A 16,718-nucleotide genomic window follows, 5' to 3' on the forward strand; every position below is an offset into this window, starting at 1 on the left:
CCCACGTCTTGGAGAGACTGCCTGCCAACTCGACGAGTGCCGGGCTCCTTCCGCGCGCGGTCGAAGCGGATCGTCTTCCACCTACGAGAAGAGCGCACGCGCGCCCACGTAGTCGCGTCCGTCGCGCAGGAGGTCGTGCGCAAGCAGCTTCTTGCCCTCTAGCTCGAGGCGCCCCTCGGTCGCAAGGTGACGCGACCACGGCAGCCCGTCATGGCATAGGGACCCGAAATCGCCCACGCCCAGGGGTGCCACGGACTCGAAGGAGAGCATGCTCCTCCAAAGCGTACGAGCAAGGGCGGGCGAGACGAGCATGAGGTACGCGGGCTCCTGCGCCACCTCTACGCAGATGGTGAGCGCGGCGATGCGCTTGTCAAGCAGGAGGCTGCGCACTTCTTCGGATTGCGGAAGCTCGTTCACGCCGTCAACGTAGTCGGCGAGCACCGGCGTGGCCGAGCGACCCCACAGCAGGAGTGGCACGAGCTTGTGCGAGACGTCGTCGGTCTTGAGGCCGTCGTAGGGGCGGTAACCCTTTTGCTCCACGGTCGAGAGGAACGAGAGCCAGGCACCGAGCATCTCTGCCCTGGGTGACGCGTCGATGGCCAGGTACTCGTGGTCTCCAGTCCTTACGGTCAGCGGGATGGACGCCACGCTGCCGTCGCCGACGAGGACCGCCTCGAAGGCCGCGGCGCCAACCGAAAGCGTCTTGCCGCCGAATGCGGCATTCCCGAAGCTGGCTGCGGGCTCGCCGCCTGCAAAGAGCATCGTCGTTCCCGTGAGGTCGGCCAGCAGGCAGCCGTCATGAAGCCTTTCGCTCAGGCTCTCGGTTGTGGGGTACGAGAGCGGGCGCTGGGCTCCCCTCCACTCCCCCATCTGAGCTCCAAGGAGCTCATGCTCCTCGAGTAGGACACTGGTTACGATGCCGTCATTGTTTTCGCTCATGCTGCGGTCAGCTCCGTCATGTCATAGAAGAGTGGTAGTGCGAACACGTTGAAGGACGAGACGTTCGTGATGACTCGCCCCGTGGAATAAGTCGCGTAGGCAAGCGGGCGCCCGTTCTGGTACCAGCTTGCGTAGCCCGTCGGTCCGTTGGCGTCGGCGAGGGTAGACTTTGCAAGCGTGCAGGAGTAGGTGATCCTGCTTCCAGGAAGGTAGCGACCCTGTGCGTCTGACTGGGAAGTGGTGACCACCTTGCCCCAGAAACCCAGCGAGTAGGTCGAGAGGCGAATGGGCCAGGACTTGCGCGTGAAGGTCACGCCCTTCATGTAGCTGTCGTACACCCAGTCCATCAGGATGGCGGTGTCGCTGAAGCGACCCTCGTGCGTCTTGCACCCGAGCACGCACGAGAAGGTTTGGATGCCGTGTCTCCTGCTCGAACCGAGGAACGTCGTGCCGGACTCGACGGCACCCGTCTTGATTCCGCAGAGCCCGGCATAGCTGCCCATGAGGTCGTCGGTCGATTGGAAGGTCTTGGGCTGCCCGCCGACCGTAAGCGTCACACTGTGCGTGGTGACGGCCTGCGCGATGAGTGGGTAGTTCTCGAGCGCGTAGCGACCCATTATCGCAAGGTCGTGGGCGCAGGAGTAGTGCCCGTCGGCCTCCAGCCCGTGCGGGTTCACGAAGTGTGTGTTCGTCATGCCCAGTTGCGCGGCCTTCGCATTCATGAGCTCGGCGAAGGCATCCTCGCTGCCCGCGACCGCGATGGCGATGTAGGAGGCTGCGTCGTTTCCCGAGTAGACGAGCATTCCCATGATCAGGTCGCGCAGGGTCGGGGTCTCTCCCGGCTTGAAGCCGCAGAGCTGCGCGTCGGCTTGGAAGCTGAGCCCGTCGGGAATCGTGACGGGCGTGTCAAGCGAGATGCCCGAGTCGAGGGCGACCATTGCGGTCATGATCTTGGTGATGGATGCCATGGGCATCTGGGCCTGGGCGTTGTGACTCGACAGGACGTTGCCGTCCTGGTCGATGATCTCCCAGGCTTGGGCCTCGGCGGGATGCGGACCGTTCTCGCCGTCGTTCGCGTCCGCGGCGAGCGCGCGGACCGGCATCGCTACGATGAAGAGAAAGGCGACCAGCACGACGAAGGCCGTCAGGAGCGCAACGCGTCTGCAGACGCGAGAATCGGAGGACCCATGGATCCCCCGTACGGCCAAACAGGTTGAGAAGGACATTAGAACACCTCGTCGATGCGATGGCCCACCGAACGCGCCTTGTGAACGTAGAAGGCGCCCTTGCACGTGTACTCGAGGGCTGCAAGTGCCGAAAAGAGCACGCCGGCGTAGACGAAGAAGATGCCGAGGCACGAGGAGGACCCGTTGAGTCCCGGAAGCCAGGAGGCGGAAACGAGCCCGAGGCCATCGACGTGCGGGATGCCCAGGAGCATGAGGGTGAAGCCCGTCATGAGGCAGGCGGTCGCCGCCTTGCCGACGTAGACCACGTCAACGGGACGGCCTCGGTACTTCTGCAGGTAGATCCCGCCGAGGAACAGGTAGCTGTCGCGGCAGACGATGAAGATGGCGATCCACAGGGGAAGGTCTCGTGCGATGATGAGGCCGAAGACTCCAAGGAACAGCAGGAGACGGTCCATCACTGGGTCCATCATCTTCCCGAGCCAGCTGACCGTCTGTGTGCGTCGCGCCACCTGGCCGTCGAGGAAGTCGGTGACCGCGGCGACGGCATAGCACGCGAGAGCGAGGTAGCGGTTCTCGCCGTTGATGTAGAGGAAGAAGAAGACGAGCGTAAGCACGAGACGGCAAAAGGTGATGAGGTTCGCAAGAGTGAAGGTCTTATGCGACGGGTTCTCGGATGACCCCACCGGTGCGCTGGTGCCCTGCTGCTGCGCCCTGAAGGCGTCCGGGTCGACCTGGTTCTTCACGTTTTGCTTGATTCGCGTGCTTGTCTGGGACACGTATTGCTCCTTGGGTATCGTCCAACGTCCTGTATATTACCCGTTTAGGCCAATGCGGAGCCAATGTGCGGAGCTTCTCCACCGCCCAGCGCGTCCTTCGCTGCCGATTTGCCGCCGTACAGCGGCTTGAGACGAGATTTTGCGCACGGGGGCGAGCCGTCGTGAGAACATTCGAGAAAATTGTGAGCTCGTTTGACGAGCGGGTTTTTAGCGGTCGGAGGTTTTCATGGCAGACGGTCTTGACGGCATCGAGGACGAGGAGACTACGATCATCACCCTCAACTACGACGATGGAACGAGTGAGGAGTGTGAGGTCATTGGTGTGTTCGGCCACGACGGAAGCGATTACATAGCGCTTGGCCCCGTCGAGGACGAGGATGACGTCTATCTGTATCGCTATCACGAGGGCGACGACGAGACGTTCAGCATCGCCGAGATCGAGGACGATCTGTTCGATTCCGTGGCCGAGACCTACACGCAGATCATGGAGGAGGCCACGGCCTAGGGGGCTGGCGCTCGCCCGTTCTTCGTATCTTGGTCAATATTAGATATACGACGGCGTCGGACACCCATTGTCGAAATGACAGCTTGTCATCTCCGAAGTTTTGCGCAAAGAAAAAGACCGCACAATGTGCGGTCTCATAATAATCTGGTCGGGTGGACTGGATTCGAACCAGCGACCCCTTGACCCCCAGTCAAGTGCGCTACCAAGCTGCGCCACCACCCGTTGCTTTGACGTTTGCGAATTCGCTTCGCTTCCCGCCTGCGGTTGAATACAATAACGAACATCATCTTGATGTGCAAGCAAAAATTGAAAAAGAATTTTGCAGTCCCATTTTTGTGAACAAGACGAGCGATCTACCTGTGGGTATTGACGTACTTTCAGATGCGGCAATTGTAACGAGGCGATGTACACACTCATGAAGGACCAAAGCGCGACGGGCGAAGGCCCCAACTTCTTCGAAAGGGCCTTTGACGTGGTAAGGCAGATCCCGCAAGGGCGCGTGGCAACCTACGGTCAGGTGGCCACGCTCATGGGCGAGCCGCGCAAGGCGCGCTTAGTTGGCTTCGCCATGCACCAGTCGCCCGGATTATCTGGAGGTGTGCCCTGCCATCGCGTCGTTTACGCGGATGGCTCGTTGACTCCGGGGTTTGCCTTTGGCGGTCCCGGCGAGCAGCGAAGGCTCCTGGTCACCGAGGGGGTCACTTTCACGAAGGACGGAAAGGTCGACCTTGAGAAGCATCGTTGGGAGGCCGGGGTCTAACAGAGGTCCTTATGGCGGCGGTGTCTAGCGATTTGTTGCCGTGTGGTCGGGCCTGGGCCAAGCCTAGCGCTAGCGAAGCCTGAAGCCACAGCCCTCAATCGCAATGCTGCCCTCGCGCTGCATGAGCGACAGCTCGCGCGAGAGCGCCGACCTGTTGGCGCCAAGGTACGCGGCGAACTGCGCCCTTGTGAGCGGTACGGAAATCACTTCTCCTTTGCTCTTGCCTTGGCGTGCGGCCTCGATGGAGAGGTAGGTCAGGACCTTCTGCCTGAGCGTGCGCTGCGAGACGACCTCAAGCCTCTGCATCAGGAGCACGTTCTTCTGGCAGAGCATGGAGACCATGTTCGAGGCGAGGCGCTGGTGGAATCCGCAGGAACGGGAACAGGAGCGGTTGATGCGGCTGAAGTCCAGAAACAGGAGGCTGCTCTGGCTGGCGGCCCGGAACGTGACGCGCGAGGTCCGCGTCGGTCCGCAGGCGAACGACTCGCCGACGAGTTCCCCAGGATAGAGACAGGCGAATATCGACTCGTTTCCGTCGATGTCCTGGGTGACCATCTGCACAGAGCCCTCGATGATTGCGCCGACTAGGCTCACCCTCTGCTCGGCGAGGATGATGGTCTGGGACTCGTCGAAGTCGCGCCGTGACAGTGACAGGCAGCCGGACATTAGCATGAGCTCTTCGAGCGAGATGCCCTCGAAGAGGGGAAGGCGCGCCAGCTCGGGTTCGCTTACGGGGATGGTCCTTGACGGGAGGACGAGCGGCCTGGGAGCTCTGCCGTCAGATGATGCCACTTGCAACTCTCCCCTCTCCGCCGGTCTGCTCGCGACCTCCTGTCGGCACGGTCGAGAAGGGCGAGCCGTTCGCGCCTGGTAGGCCTGGCGGGATCGTCGGGCCTTGCGAACTGCTAAGAGTATACGCAAGGAGAAGTACGTGGTTACGGGTACGAGGCGGTAGCGACGACGTCCACGCCCGTCCCACAAACGTCCGCGAGGACGACCTGGCCCATTCGAACCGGCGGGCTCACGCGGACGGAAGCAAGGGCCTCCATGACGTCGCGAACGAGGTCCTTGGGGACGTCTTGCGCAGTCTTGACGGGCAGCATGGGCGCGGGAGTCCTTCCCGCCACACGGACGGTGCTTGTCACGACGCGCGTGGGGTTGGTAAGCTCCTTGCGGGCATAGGCGTCCCCGCGCGGACAGGCGTTGCCCCCGACCGACGCGACCTCTGTCCCCGAGAGCCGCGCGACGAGGCGACAACCCCTGGGACACCGGATGCACGTCAGTTCTCGCATGATGCCTGTCGATGTCGCCCGGTCAGTCATGTCAGCCCTCTTCCAGCGCAATCGTGATGACGTCGTCACCCGAGAGTCCCTCGAGGTAACTGGCGCGAATCCGTACGGTCAGCATCTCGGCCGGCACGAGCGCCACGTGGCGGCGATGGGAGACACGGCGGCCACCGACGTAGACGCTGACGCAAACGTCCCGGTAGACCGCGTCGACACGAAAGCGCAGCGTGAGAGCGTCTTCGACCGCAGATGGCCTCACGAACGACGGAACGGCGCAACGGACGCCCCGCGCGCACTCAACCGGAAACGACCCTTCGCCCGACATGGGGGCCGTCGGCGCGGAGGGAGCGTCCTTCTCGATGGCCGCACGTAGGGCAAAGCGAGCGGCGCAGGAGCCGGCGTGTGCCGACTCCTCACTCACGTAGTCGACCAAATCATGCACGTGCAAGACGTTTCCGCAGGCGAAGATGCCGGGCGCGGAGGTCTCGAGGCTCTCGTTGACGCGGGCGCCGTGGGTGGTCGGATTGATGTCGATTCCCGCCTGCTGGGCAAGTTCGTTTTCGGGAAGGAGGCCCACCGAGAGCAGCAGCGTGTCGCACGGCACGCGGCGCTCCGTACCCGCAATGGGACGCAAGTCCTCATCTACCTGCGCTATGGTGACCGCCTGGACGCGCTCCGCGCCCTCGACGTTGACGACCGTATGCGAGAGGAGGAGCGGAATGCCGAAGTCCTCGAGGCACTGGACGATGTTTCGCTTGAGTCCGCCCGAGTAGGGCATGATCTCGCACACACAGCTGACATGAGCACCCTCGAGGGTCAATCGGCGCGCCATTATTAGGCCGATGTCGCCCGAACCGAGGATGACCACCTCGCGTCCGGGGAGGAATCCGTCCACGTTGACCAGGCGCTGCGCGGTGCCCGCAGTATAGACGCCGGCAGGCCGCGTGCCGGGGATGTCGAGCGCACCACGCGGGCGCTCGCGGCAGCCCATTGCCAGCACGATGGATCCCGCCGCGACGCGGAAGACGCCGTCTCGGGCGTTTACGGCCACCACCTCCCTGTCTGCGGACAGGGAGAGCACCGTCGTGTTGAGGAGGTACTCCACCTTGAGCTCCCGGGCGCGCTCGACGTAGCGCGCGGCGTACTCAGGTCCGGTGAGCTCCTCGTTGAAGGTGTGTAGGCCGAATCCGTTGTGGACGCATTGGTTGAGTATCCCGCCCAGGCGCCCGTCTCGCTCGAGGATAAGGACGGAGCGCGCGCCCCGCTTCCGCGCCGAGATGGCGGCAGCGAGGCCCGCAGAGCCTCCACCAACGACGAGCACGTCGACGGAGCGACTCACCATCGGTTCGCTCGAGCTAGCCATGGGGTGCAACCTCCTTGGTGTTGCCGGCTAGGTAGCGGGAGGCCCCGCCCTTTTTGGTGACCATCGCAAAGGGGATGTCGGGGTGCTCCTGCGAGATGATCTGCATGATGCGCGGGCAGCAGAAGCCGCCCTGGCAGCGTCCCATGGTTGCCCCGGTGCGGCGCTTGACCGCATCGACCGAGCGGGCGCCGCGTCGGCACGCTTCGCGAATCTGCCCCTCGCTCACGAGGCAGCAGCGACAAACGATGTTGCCGTAGCTTGGGTCGCGCGCGATGAGCTCGTTCCATTCCTCCGGCGAGATGCAGTTTAGGTTGACGTAGCCTCGCCTGCGAGGCTGAAAGTCCGGGCGGGGCCCGCGGGCCCGCCCCATGCGCGCGAGGGCCCGGAGCACCTCAGACGCGACCATGCGGCCGATTGCGGGACACGCCGTGAGGCCCGGGCTCTCGATGCCCGCGCAGTCCACGAAGCCCGGGGCCTCGGGCAGCTCGCCGATCGCGAAGTCATGCTCCGGACGGTGGGCGCGCAGGCCCGAGAAGGACGCGATGACTTCGCGAAACGGGATGTCCCGCACCCCGAGAGCGCTCCTGCACCTTACGGCTCCAAGGCCCGCGGCGGTGGTCTGGGTGCCTTCGCGGTCGTCGACGTCGTCCGCGGTTGGTCCGACCAGCAGGTTGCCGTGGACGGTGGGCGTGACGAGCACACCCTTGCCCATCTTGGTGGGAAGCGTGAAGACCGTGTGGCGCACGTGACTACCGGCAGAGGTGTCGAGAAGTTCGTACTCCCCGCGCCGAGGCACGATCACCATTCGGTGGGGGCTCACCATGTTGTGGATCTGGTCGGCGTAGACGCCGGCGGCGTTCACGACGCAGCGGGAGCGCACGACGCCTCCGCCGGCGTGGACCAGCCAGAGCCCTCCCTCCCGCTCGACGGACTCCACGCGCGACCCGAAGGAGAAGCCGACGCCGTTTTGGCGGGCGTTTTCGAAGAGCGCGATGACGAGCCCAAAGGGGTCGCAGATGCCGGCCGTGGGCGCCCACAGGGCGCACGTGGCGGCATCGGACACGTTGGGTTCCATGCGACGGAGCTCATCCTTCTCGACCACGCGAAGGCCGGGCACGCCGTTTGAGCGGCCGCGCTCCAAAAGCGCCTCGAGGGCGGGGCGCTGGTCCTCGCACGTGCACACGACGAGAGAGCCTACGGGCATGAAGGCGAAGTCGAGCTCTTGGGCGAGCCCTGGGAAGAGGGCGTTTCCCTCGACGTTGAGGCGGGCCATGAGGGTCCCGGGATGGGCGTCGAACCCAGCGTGGACGATGGCGCTGTTGGCCTTGGAGGTGCCGCAGCCGACGTCGTCGGCCGCCTCTAGCACCAGATAGCGCCCGTCCGTTCGGGAGAGCTCGCGCGCGGCGGCGCAGCCGCTTGCCCCGGCGCCAACAATGACGCAGTCCCAAATGACGTCCTCCATAGCACCTCCGTGGCGGGCCGCCCAGCGATAGCGTGACTATCGCACGTAAGACCATCATAGCGAGCCGCACCGAGGCACCGGTCCCAGGGGCGGCGGATGGCCCGGATGCGGGCGTAGGTGCGCGCCCGGCGCGAGGCGCCAAGGTCACTAGCTGGCGAACTGGCTTCGGTACAGCTTCGCGTAGAAGCCGCCCCTCGATAGGAGCTCCTCGTGCGTGCCGCTTTCGATCAGCCGTCCGTCGCGCATGGCCAGGATGCAGTCAGCACCCTTGATGGTCGAGAGCCTGTGGGCGACGACCAGGGAGGTGCGACCCTCCATCATGCGGTCGAACGCATCCTGAACCTGCAGCTCGGTGCGCGTGTCGATGGAGCTCGTGGCCTCGTCGAGCAGCAGCACCGCCGGATCGGTCAGCATGACGCGGGCGATGCAGAGAAGCTGCCTCTGACCCTGCGACAGGCTTCCACCATCCTCCCCCACGACGGTGTCGTAGCCCTGGGGGAGCTGCATGATGAACTTGTGCGCGTGGGCGCGGCGGGCCGCCTGCTCGATCTGCTGGCGCGTGGCGCCGGGGCGGCCGTACGAGATGTTCTGGGCGACGGTGCCCTCGAAGAGCCAGCTCTCCTGAAGCACCATGCCAAAGGCCGAGCGCAGCGTTTCCTTGGTCATGGTGGCGGTGTCTCGCCCGTCAAGCAGGATCCGGCCCGCATCGAGCTCGTAGAAGCGCAGCAGGAGATTTATGAGCGTGGTCTTGCCGCAGCCCGTGGGACCGACAAGCGCGAAGCGCTTGCCAGCCGGGATGTGCAGGCTGAGGCCTGTGATGAGCGGATGGTCGGGTGCGTACGAGAAGGACACGCTCTCGAAGTCGATGCGTCCCTCGAAGCGCTCGGGGCAGGCGGAGGCCGCATCCGCAGGGGGCGTCTCGGGCGCGCGGAGGACGTCCTTCTCGTCCTCTGCGTCCAGCAGCGCGAGGACCCTTCGGGCGGAGGCGAAGGCCGTCTGGACCTGCGTCACGACCGACGAGATCTCGTTGAAGGGCTTCATGTACTGGTTGGCGTAGCTCAGGAAGCTTTGGACCTGGCCCACCGTGAGCGCGGACGGCCAGGAGCTGATGACGCAGGTGAAGCCCAAGAGCGCGACGGCAGCGTAGATGACGTTGTTCACTAGGCGCGTCGAGGGGTTGGTGAGTGAGCTCACGAACTGAGCGCGCTCACCTCTTGCGTACAGGCGCTGGTTTATCTGGGAGAAGCGCTCGCACTCCGAAGTGGAGCGGGCGAAGGCGCTCACGAGCTTCTGGTTGGTGATGGTCTCCTCCGCGAAGCCGCCGAGCTCGCCCTGGATGGCCTGCTGCCGCGCGAAGGACTTGGCCGAGAGGCGCGCGATCAGGGCGGCCGCACCGACCGAGAGTGGCGTGAGCACGATCACGAGGGCCGCGACGGGCAACGAGATGGACAGCATGAACGCGAGCGTCACGACGATGGCGACGATGCCGTTGAAGAGCTGGTTGAAGCCCTGCAGGAGGCCGTCTCCCAGCTGGTCGACATCGTTCACGACACGCGAGAGCAGATCGCCGTGCGCATGAGAGTCGACGAACGACAGCGGAAGACGCTCGAACTTAGAGAAGGCGCAGGTCCTGAGGTCGCGCACCGTCTCGTAGCTCAGGCGGTTGGTGCAGTAGCCCGCCGCCCACTGAAGGGCGGCCGCGAGAGCGACGGTGAGCGCGAGCCGCTGGAGGGTCAACGTGAGGGCGGCAAAGCCGACGCTGCCGGGCGCCACCAGGCAGTCGATGGCACGGCCGGTAAGGATGGGGACGTAAAGCTGCAGCACGACCGAGACGGTCGCCGCCACGAACGATATGGAGAGCGAGACGATGTGCGGACGGACGAACGAGAGCATGCGGAGAAGGACCTGTCCGACGGAGTAGGAGCTCGCCTCGAGCTCAGGCGAGGCGCTGCCGCGAGGTCCCTTGCCCGAGCCGCCACGTACGGTAGCCATGGCAGCGGAGGCGCTGCCGCCGCCGGTGTAGGGATTGGGCATCTAGGCCACCTCCCCTTCGGAGAGCTGCGACAGGCAGATCTCACGGTAGAGATCGCAGCTGCTGTAGAGCTCCCTATGCGTGCCGAGCCCGGCGACGTGGCCATGGTCCAGAACGAGTATCTCGTCGGCACCCATGACGGACGAGACGCGCTGCGAGATAACGATGCGGCTGAGGCCGGAAAGCGATCCGAGGGCCTCGCGCAGACGCGCGTCGGTCGCCAGGTCGAGGGCCGAGGCGGAGTCGTCGAGTATCAGCAGGCGCGGGCTTCCGACGAGCGCGCGGGCGATGGTGAGCCTCTGCCTCTGGCCGCCCGAGAAGTTCTTTCCACCGGCCTCGACAGGGGCGTCGAGCGCACCTTCCTTGGCGAGGACGAAGTCCGCAGCCTGGGCACGCTCGAGGGCCTCCATAAGCGCGGATTCGTCGGCATCGGGGCACCTCCAGCTGAGGTTCGAGCGTATGGTGCCGGAAAGGAGGCTCGCCTGCTGGGGCACGATGGCGACCGCGCGGCGCAGCGAACCGAAGCTGAGCGTTCGGACGTCGTGACCGAAGACGCGAACCGTCCCGGCGCCCGCGTCGTACAGACGTACCACGAGATTAGCGAGCGTTGACTTGCCCGAGCCCGTTCCGCCGATGATGCCAAGCGTTTCTCCCTGGCCAAGCGAGAGGCTCACGCCGCTGATGGCCGGCTCGCGCGCGCCCTCGTACCAGAACGACACGTCCGCGAGCTCCAGGGCGGGGACGGCGGCGTCGGTTGCGTCTGCGTCGAGCTCCTCGGATCCGGGCACGAGCGAGGCGGGGCACGACAGCACCTCACCCACGCGCTGCGCCGAGGCGGCCCCACGCGTGAACACAACGACGAGGTTCGCGACGAATACGACGGAGAGAAGGGCCTGGCCCATGTAGTTCACGAATGCGATGACCTGGCCCTGCGTGAGCTCGCCCTCGAAGACGCGCTGGCCGCTCGCCCAAAGAATCGCTACGACGCCGAGGTTCATGATCAGAAGCGTCGAGGGGTTGAGTACGGCAGAGAGCCTGCCGACCGAGATGGCGGTGTCGGCCTGCGCAAACGCGGCCTCGCGGAAGCGCTTGCGCTCGGCGTCGCCTCGCCTGAACGCGCGGATGACGCGCGCACCCGAGAGCGCCTCGCGGCACACGAGCGACACCCGGTCGAGCCTCTGCTGCATGACGCGGAAGTACGGGACGGAGCGTGACATGACCAGCCAAAACACGAGCCCCACTACGGGGATGCACACGAAGAAGACCAGACCCAGTCCCACGTCGATGCAAAGCGCAGCGACCATCGAGCCGACGGCCAGAACCGGCCAGCGGACGAGCTGGCGAATGCCCAGGGCGATGGCGACCTGGATCTGGTTCACGTCGTTGGTGAGCCGCGTCACGAGCGACGGCGTCGAGATGCGGTCGACGTCAGCGGCCGAAAGCGACATGGCCTTCTGGTACAGCGCATCGCGAAGGTCGGTGCCGACCCCCTGCGCCACGAGGGCCGCCATCTTCTGGCAGACCAGCGTGAAGCAGTAGCCGACGATGGCCAGGCCCATGAGGAGAAGGGCGTAGCGCAGCACGACCGAGGAGTCATGCGCCGCGACGCCCTGGTCGATCATGCGGGCAACGATGACGGGCGTCGCGAGGTCGAAGAAGACCTCGACGACCTTGGCACTGACCCCCAGTGCCAGTCGCACCCGATACGGAGCGACGAACCTTGAAAGCAACTCTCTCACGCGCACTTCCTAACGGGGGGGCCGTCCCTAGTCCAGACCAAGCCTCTCCGCGAGCTCGAGCCACTCGTTCTCGAGCTCGTCGATCTCGGACAGCACGTCGTCGATCTTCTTCTGCTGGTCCAAGAGGCCAGCGTAGTCTGAGGGGTCCATGGCAGACATCTCGGCCCGCAGTTGGTCGGGCTTGCCCGACAGCTTGTCGATGCGACGGGTGACCGAGTCGTAGCGCTTCTTGAGCTCGCGGCGCTCGGAGTTCGAGAGCGTCGGCTTTGCCCCGGAGTCGCCTGAGTCGGGCGCGCCGTCAGAGGCAACCATAGACCCGCGGGTTCCCGGAGTCGAATTCCTCTTTTGTATGGACTCATTCAAGAGTCTGAGATACTCGTCGGTACCTCCCGGAACGTGACGGATCTCGCCGTCGATGATGGCGAACTGGTCGTCCGTGACGCGCTCCATGAGATAGCGGTCGTGGCTCACCAGGATGAGCGTGCCGGGCCATTCGTCCAGGAGGTCTTCAAGAACGGCGAGCATGTCGGTGTCCAGGTCGTTGCCGGGCTCGTCGAGAATAAGCACGTTGGGCTCGTCGAGAAGGACGCACAGTATCGAGAGGCGACGGCGCTGCCCGCCCGAAAGGTCCCTGATGAAGGTCGGGAACTCCCGACGAGAGAAGCCCAGTCGCTCCAGCAGCTGCTCCGCCGACTGCATCTTCCCGTCGATCATGTAATACTTTTTGTAGCTCGCGATGAGCTCCGACACACGCCAGTCGTCCTTCTCGTGAAGTTTGTCAAGGTGCTGCGAGAGGATGCCGAACTTTACCGATTTGCCGATCTTCACGTAGCCCTTGGTCGGAAGGAGCTTGCCGGTCATCGCCTTGAGCAGGGTCGACTTGCCCACGCCGTTGGCGCCGAGTATGCCGTAGCGGTCGCCGGGGCCGATGAGCCAGTTCACGTCGTGAACGACGTTCTTGCCCGGGTAGCCGACGCTGACGTTCTTGAACTCCATCACCTGCTTGCCCAGGCGGCTTACCGCAAGGCGCTTGAGCTCGATGGTGTCCCTCAGTGGCGGGTCACCCGCAAGGAGCTCCATGGCTGCGTCTATGCGGAACTTGGGCTTCGAGCTGCGAGCCTTGGCCCCATGCGCCAGCCAGTTGAGCTCCTTGCGCAGGGTGTTCTGGCGCTTCTCCTCCGCGACGGCCGCCTGGCGATCACGCTCGACGCGCTGTTGGATGTAGGCCGAGTAGCCGCCCTCGAAGGGGTCGATCTGCCCGTCGTGAACCTCCCACATGTGCTCGCAAACCTCGTCGAGGAACCAGCGGTCGTGCGTGACGACGAGAAGTGCGCCATGACCCGAGGGCCAGCGGCGCTTGAGATGGTTTGCGAGCCATGTGATGGCGTGAACGTCCAGGTGGTTGGTGGGCTCGTCCATTAGCAGGACGTCCCAGGTACCCGTGAGGACGCGCGCAAGGTCGACGCGGCGGCGCTGGCCTCCAGAGAGCTCGCCCACGGCCCCCCTCCAGTCGACGTCGCTCAGGAGCTCGTCGATGATCGAGCGCACACGCGGGTCGGACGCCCACACGTACTCGGGGACGTCTCCCACGACCGCGTGTTCGACGCTCTCGTCGTCGGAAAGGGAGTCCTCCTGCGCCAGGACGCCGACCTCGATGCCGTTGCGGTAGGTGACGTCGCCGGAATCTGGCTGGATGCGCTTGGCGACAAGCTCGAGAAGGGTCGACTTTCCGTCGCCGTTCTTGCCGACTATGCCGATGCGCTGGCCCTCGTTGATGCCGATGGTCTGGTCAACGAGGACCGTCTTGCCGGGCCATTCGTGCGAGACGTGCTCGCAGCCTATGAGTATGCCCACTCTCTCTACTCCTTTTCGCCTGTCGCGAGGGAGCGCAGCAGGGCGATTTCGTGCTTGTAGCCATCAAGATCGTTGGGCGTCTCTAGAACCATGGGAAGCCCCCTCAGGAGGGGGTGGTTCACGATGCGGGCGAAGGCACGCTCTCCCAGGCAACCCTCGCCGATGCGCTCGTGACGGTCCTTGCGCGCGCCCACGGCATTCTTCGAATCGTTCAGATGTAGGGCCTTGAGCCGGTCAAGGCCGATGCAGCGGTCGAACTCCCCGAGCACACCGTCAAGGTCGGAGGCGATGTCGTAGCCGGCATCGCTCACGTGACAGGTGTCGAGGCACACGCCCACGAGCTCGTCGTGGTCCACGCCATCGATGATGCGCCTGATTTCCTCGAAGCTGCGTCCGACCTCGGTGCCCTTGCCCGCCATGGTCTCCAGCAGGAGGAGGGTTGACTGGCCGGGGCGAAGCGCCTGGTTGATGCCATCGACGATGAGCTCGACCCCGCGGTCGACGCCCTGCTTCACGTGGCTGCCAGGGTGGAAGTTCAGGTAGTTGCCGGGCAGTGCCTCCATGCGCTCGAGGTCCTCCCTTAGGACGCGGCGGGCGAAGTCGCGGGTCTCCTCCTTGCTGGAGCAGAGGTTCATAGTGTAGGGGGCGTGAGCGACCAGCGTTCCGAAGCCCTCTCGCCCCAGCAGCGCGCGAAGCGCGGCCGCGTCGTCGGGATCTATGGGTTTGGCGTTGCCCCCGCGGGGGTTGCGGGTGAAGAAGGCGAAGGTCGTCGCGCCTATCTCGAGCGCGGTTCTCCCCATCGCCTCAAGTCCCTTCGATGTGGAAAGGTGGCAGCCCAGGGCAAGGTCCTCGCCCGAAAAGCTAGCGTGCTGCATGAGCGGAAGCCCCCTCGATAAGTGCAGAAACACGACCCAGAAGCTCCGAGGCGACATCGTCAAGCGGAAGCGTCTCCATTTGCTCGACGCCCTCATGCGTCACGAACGCCACCCGGTCGGTGTCCGACCCGAAGGTAGAGTCGGCACGCGAGACGTCGTTTGCGACGATCATGTCACAGCCCTTGCACTCGAGCTTGCGCTTGGCGTTAGCGAGAAGGTCGTTCGTCTCGGCGGCAAACCCGACCACAACACGCGACCCCTTCAAGGCGGAAAGCGAGGCGAGGATGTCTGCGGTCTCGACGAGTTCGATGCTATCGAGGTGCACGTGGGATTTCTTGAGCTTGTAGTCAGCGGGGTGCGCGGGAGTGTAATCCGCGACGGCCGCCGCGCAGATGGCGGCATCGGCATCTGCGAACGCGGCAGTGGTCGCCTCGAGCATCTGCGCCGCACTCACGACGTCAACACGCTCGACGCCGGCAGGTGCTGCGAGGGAGGTGGGGCCGCTCACCAGCGTCACCTGGGCACCCAGCGAGGCGGCGACGCGGGCAATGGCGTATCCCATCTTGCCAGTGCTCGCGTTGGCTATGTAGCGAACCGGGTCGATGGCCTCGTGCGTGGGCCCCGCGGTCACAACGACCTTCCTCCCGCAAAGCACGCCGCCCTTGGAATCCGTCTGACGAGCCACATCCAGCAACGCAAGCGCTGCGGAGACGATGTCATCCACGGAGGCGAGCTTGCCCGCGCCGTCATAGCCACAGGCAAGGTGACCCTCGTCTGGCTGCACGAAGCGGATGCCGCGGGCGCGAAGCGTGGCAACATTGGCCTGCGTCGCCGGGTTCGCCCACATATGCCCGTTCATGGCGGGGGCCACCAGAACGGGGCAGTGCATTGCCAGAAGCGACGAGCTCACCAGGTCATCGGCGATTCCCGAAGCCATCTTCGCCATGACGTTCGCGGTGGCGGGGACCACGACCGCAAGGTCGGAGTCATCGGCCAGCGAGATGTGAGGAATCGGCGTCTCGCAGTCGTAGAGCGAGGTATAGACCTCATGATGCGTCAGGGCGGCAAAAGTGGTCGGGCCGACAAAGCGCGTGGCGTCGTCGGTCATGGCAACGACAACGTCGCAGCCGGACTTTTGGAGCCCGCGAAGCACCTCACAGGCCTTGTAGGCGGCTATGCCGCCGCAAACGAAGAGGGAGGTCCTCATTACTGAGCGACCTCCTCGGTCACCAGCATGCGGTGGCAGTACGGGCACTCCGCGATGGAGGTGCCCTTCTTGATGTCGTTGTAGAGGCTGGGCTGGAGCTTGACGCGGCAGACGGAGGGGACGTTGCCGTGCAGTTGCTCGACGCAGAGGCCGTCAAATCGCTTGCCGAGCCGCTCATAGGTGGCAAGCGTCTCAGGCTGGATGTCGGCGAGAACCTGCTTGCGCTCGGTGGCGAGCTTGCGCACCTCGGCCATGATGTTTGCGGAGTCACGCTTGAAGGACTCCTCGAGGGACTTCCTCTCGGCATCGAGCCTGGCGTCGAGGTCGCGTGCGTTCTTCTCGGCCTTGCTGGCCTTCTCGAGCGCCTCCATCTTCTGGCCGTGCGTGAACTCGAGCTTCTCCATCTTCTTGGCGAGCGAGGTGAGCTGCTGCTCGATGCTGCCGATCTCGCGATAGCCCGTCTCGCCGGCATTGAGCTTGGACTTCACCTCGTCGCGCACGTCGACAAGATGCTGGTAGGCAGCCTCGGAGTCGCTCACGTCGATCTCGCAGTCCTTGCGCTGGCCGACGATCTTGGTGAGCTGGACGGCGAGTTTCTTCTTCGCGGCGTCCAGCGCGGCAAGCCTCTTCTGCTGGGGCATCGCCTTGAGCTGGCGGCTATACCTCATGAGCTCGATGTCTATGCTCTGGAGCCTGAGAAGCGCCTCATATTCGTTCATGTGTTCCTCCTTGC

Annotated in this window: 15 protein-coding genes and 1 tRNA gene; 2 read left to right on the plus strand and 14 right to left on the minus strand. The window is 64.7% G+C overall.

Features of this window, described 5'->3' with window-relative positions:
- Window positions 1-81 precede the first annotated feature (81 nt).
- The 3 genes from BMY31_RS07265 to BMY31_RS07275 are packed head-to-tail and all read right to left on the minus strand — an operon-like array spanning window position 82 to window position 2,902.
- Window positions 82-939 (minus strand): hypothetical protein, encoded by an 858-nt coding sequence (locus tag BMY31_RS07265; RefSeq protein ID WP_078687656.1) that lies wholly within the window; start codon window positions 937-939, stop codon window positions 82-84.
- Window positions 936-2,165 carry a D-alanyl-D-alanine carboxypeptidase family protein gene (locus BMY31_RS07270; protein WP_257612391.1) on the minus strand — a complete coding sequence of 410 codons (1,230 nt, stop codon included), beginning with the start codon at window positions 2,163-2,165 and terminating at the stop codon, window positions 936-938. The genes BMY31_RS07265 and BMY31_RS07270 overlap by 4 nt, the downstream gene beginning before the upstream one ends.
- A complete protein-coding gene (locus tag BMY31_RS07275) occupies window positions 2,165-2,902 on the minus strand; it encodes a CDP-alcohol phosphatidyltransferase family protein (protein ID WP_091009413.1) in 738 nt (245 codons plus the stop codon). The genes BMY31_RS07270 and BMY31_RS07275 overlap by 1 nt, the downstream gene beginning before the upstream one ends.
- A gap of 226 nt (window positions 2,903-3,128) precedes the next feature.
- Here BMY31_RS07275 and BMY31_RS07280 point away from each other — a divergent pair, with 226 nt between their 5' ends.
- Window positions 3,129-3,407, plus strand: coding sequence for a DUF1292 domain-containing protein (locus tag BMY31_RS07280; protein WP_091009415.1), 279 nt, complete (start codon window positions 3,129-3,131; stop codon window positions 3,405-3,407).
- Window positions 3,408-3,552: 145 nt separating this feature from the next.
- On the opposite strand, the gene BMY31_RS07285 is transcribed toward BMY31_RS07280, so the two are convergent.
- Window positions 3,553-3,629 (minus strand) — tRNA-Pro (locus BMY31_RS07285).
- Between the two features lie 193 nt (window positions 3,630-3,822).
- Here BMY31_RS07285 and BMY31_RS07290 point away from each other — a divergent pair.
- Window positions 3,823-4,167 (plus strand): MGMT family protein, encoded by a 345-nt coding sequence (locus BMY31_RS07290; RefSeq protein WP_078687692.1) that lies wholly within the window; start codon window positions 3,823-3,825, stop codon window positions 4,165-4,167.
- 69 nt (window positions 4,168-4,236) lie between these two features.
- Here the strand turns inward: BMY31_RS07290 and BMY31_RS07295 are convergent, their stop codons facing one another.
- The 10 genes from BMY31_RS07295 to BMY31_RS07340 form a co-directional block, all read right to left on the minus strand.
- Window positions 4,237-4,959 (minus strand): Crp/Fnr family transcriptional regulator, encoded by a 723-nt coding sequence (locus tag BMY31_RS07295; RefSeq protein ID WP_091009419.1) that lies wholly within the window; start codon window positions 4,957-4,959, stop codon window positions 4,237-4,239.
- Window positions 4,960-5,102: 143 nt separating this feature from the next.
- Window positions 5,103-5,489 carry a DUF1667 domain-containing protein gene (locus BMY31_RS07300; RefSeq protein WP_257612392.1) on the minus strand — a complete coding sequence of 129 codons (387 nt, stop codon included), beginning with the start codon at window positions 5,487-5,489 and terminating at the stop codon, window positions 5,103-5,105.
- Between the two features lies 1 nt (window position 5,490).
- Window positions 5,491-6,816 (minus strand): NAD(P)/FAD-dependent oxidoreductase, encoded by a 1,326-nt coding sequence (locus BMY31_RS07305; protein ID WP_257612393.1) that lies wholly within the window; start codon window positions 6,814-6,816, stop codon window positions 5,491-5,493.
- A complete protein-coding gene (locus tag BMY31_RS07310) occupies window positions 6,809-8,278 on the minus strand; it encodes an NAD(P)/FAD-dependent oxidoreductase (protein WP_219334862.1) in 1,470 nt (489 codons plus the stop codon). Before BMY31_RS07310 ends, BMY31_RS07305 begins: the two co-directional genes overlap by 8 nt.
- Before the next feature lie 147 nt (window positions 8,279-8,425).
- Window positions 8,426-10,312, minus strand: coding sequence for an ABC transporter ATP-binding protein (locus tag BMY31_RS07315; protein WP_091009425.1), 1,887 nt, complete (start codon window positions 10,310-10,312; stop codon window positions 8,426-8,428).
- Window positions 10,313-12,049 (minus strand): ABC transporter ATP-binding protein, encoded by a 1,737-nt coding sequence (locus BMY31_RS07320; RefSeq protein WP_091009428.1) that lies wholly within the window; start codon window positions 12,047-12,049, stop codon window positions 10,313-10,315.
- Between the two features lie 27 nt (window positions 12,050-12,076).
- On the minus strand, window positions 12,077-13,903 hold the full coding sequence (locus tag BMY31_RS07325) for an ABC-F family ATP-binding cassette domain-containing protein (RefSeq protein ID WP_091009430.1): 1,827 nt from the start codon (window positions 13,901-13,903) through the stop codon (window positions 12,077-12,079).
- A gap of 5 nt (window positions 13,904-13,908) precedes the next feature.
- Window positions 13,909-14,778, minus strand: coding sequence for a deoxyribonuclease IV (locus BMY31_RS07330; protein ID WP_078687668.1), 870 nt, complete (start codon window positions 14,776-14,778; stop codon window positions 13,909-13,911).
- The gene (gene coaBC, locus BMY31_RS07335; protein WP_078687669.1) at window positions 14,765-15,985 is read right to left on the minus strand and encodes a bifunctional phosphopantothenoylcysteine decarboxylase/phosphopantothenate--cysteine ligase CoaBC; all 1,221 of its coding nucleotides are present in this window, start codon (window positions 15,983-15,985) and stop codon (window positions 14,765-14,767) included. The genes BMY31_RS07330 and coaBC overlap by 14 nt, the downstream gene beginning before the upstream one ends.
- A complete protein-coding gene (locus BMY31_RS07340) occupies window positions 15,985-16,704 on the minus strand; it encodes a zinc ribbon domain-containing protein (RefSeq protein ID WP_091009432.1) in 720 nt (239 codons plus the stop codon). The genes coaBC and BMY31_RS07340 overlap by 1 nt, the downstream gene beginning before the upstream one ends.
- Between the last annotated feature and the right edge of the window lie 14 nt (window positions 16,705-16,718).

It is taken from the genome of Parafannyhessea umbonata, assembly GCF_900111255.1.
GTDB classification, from domain to species: Bacteria; Actinomycetota; Coriobacteriia; order Coriobacteriales; family Atopobiaceae; genus Olsenella_J; species Olsenella_J umbonata_A.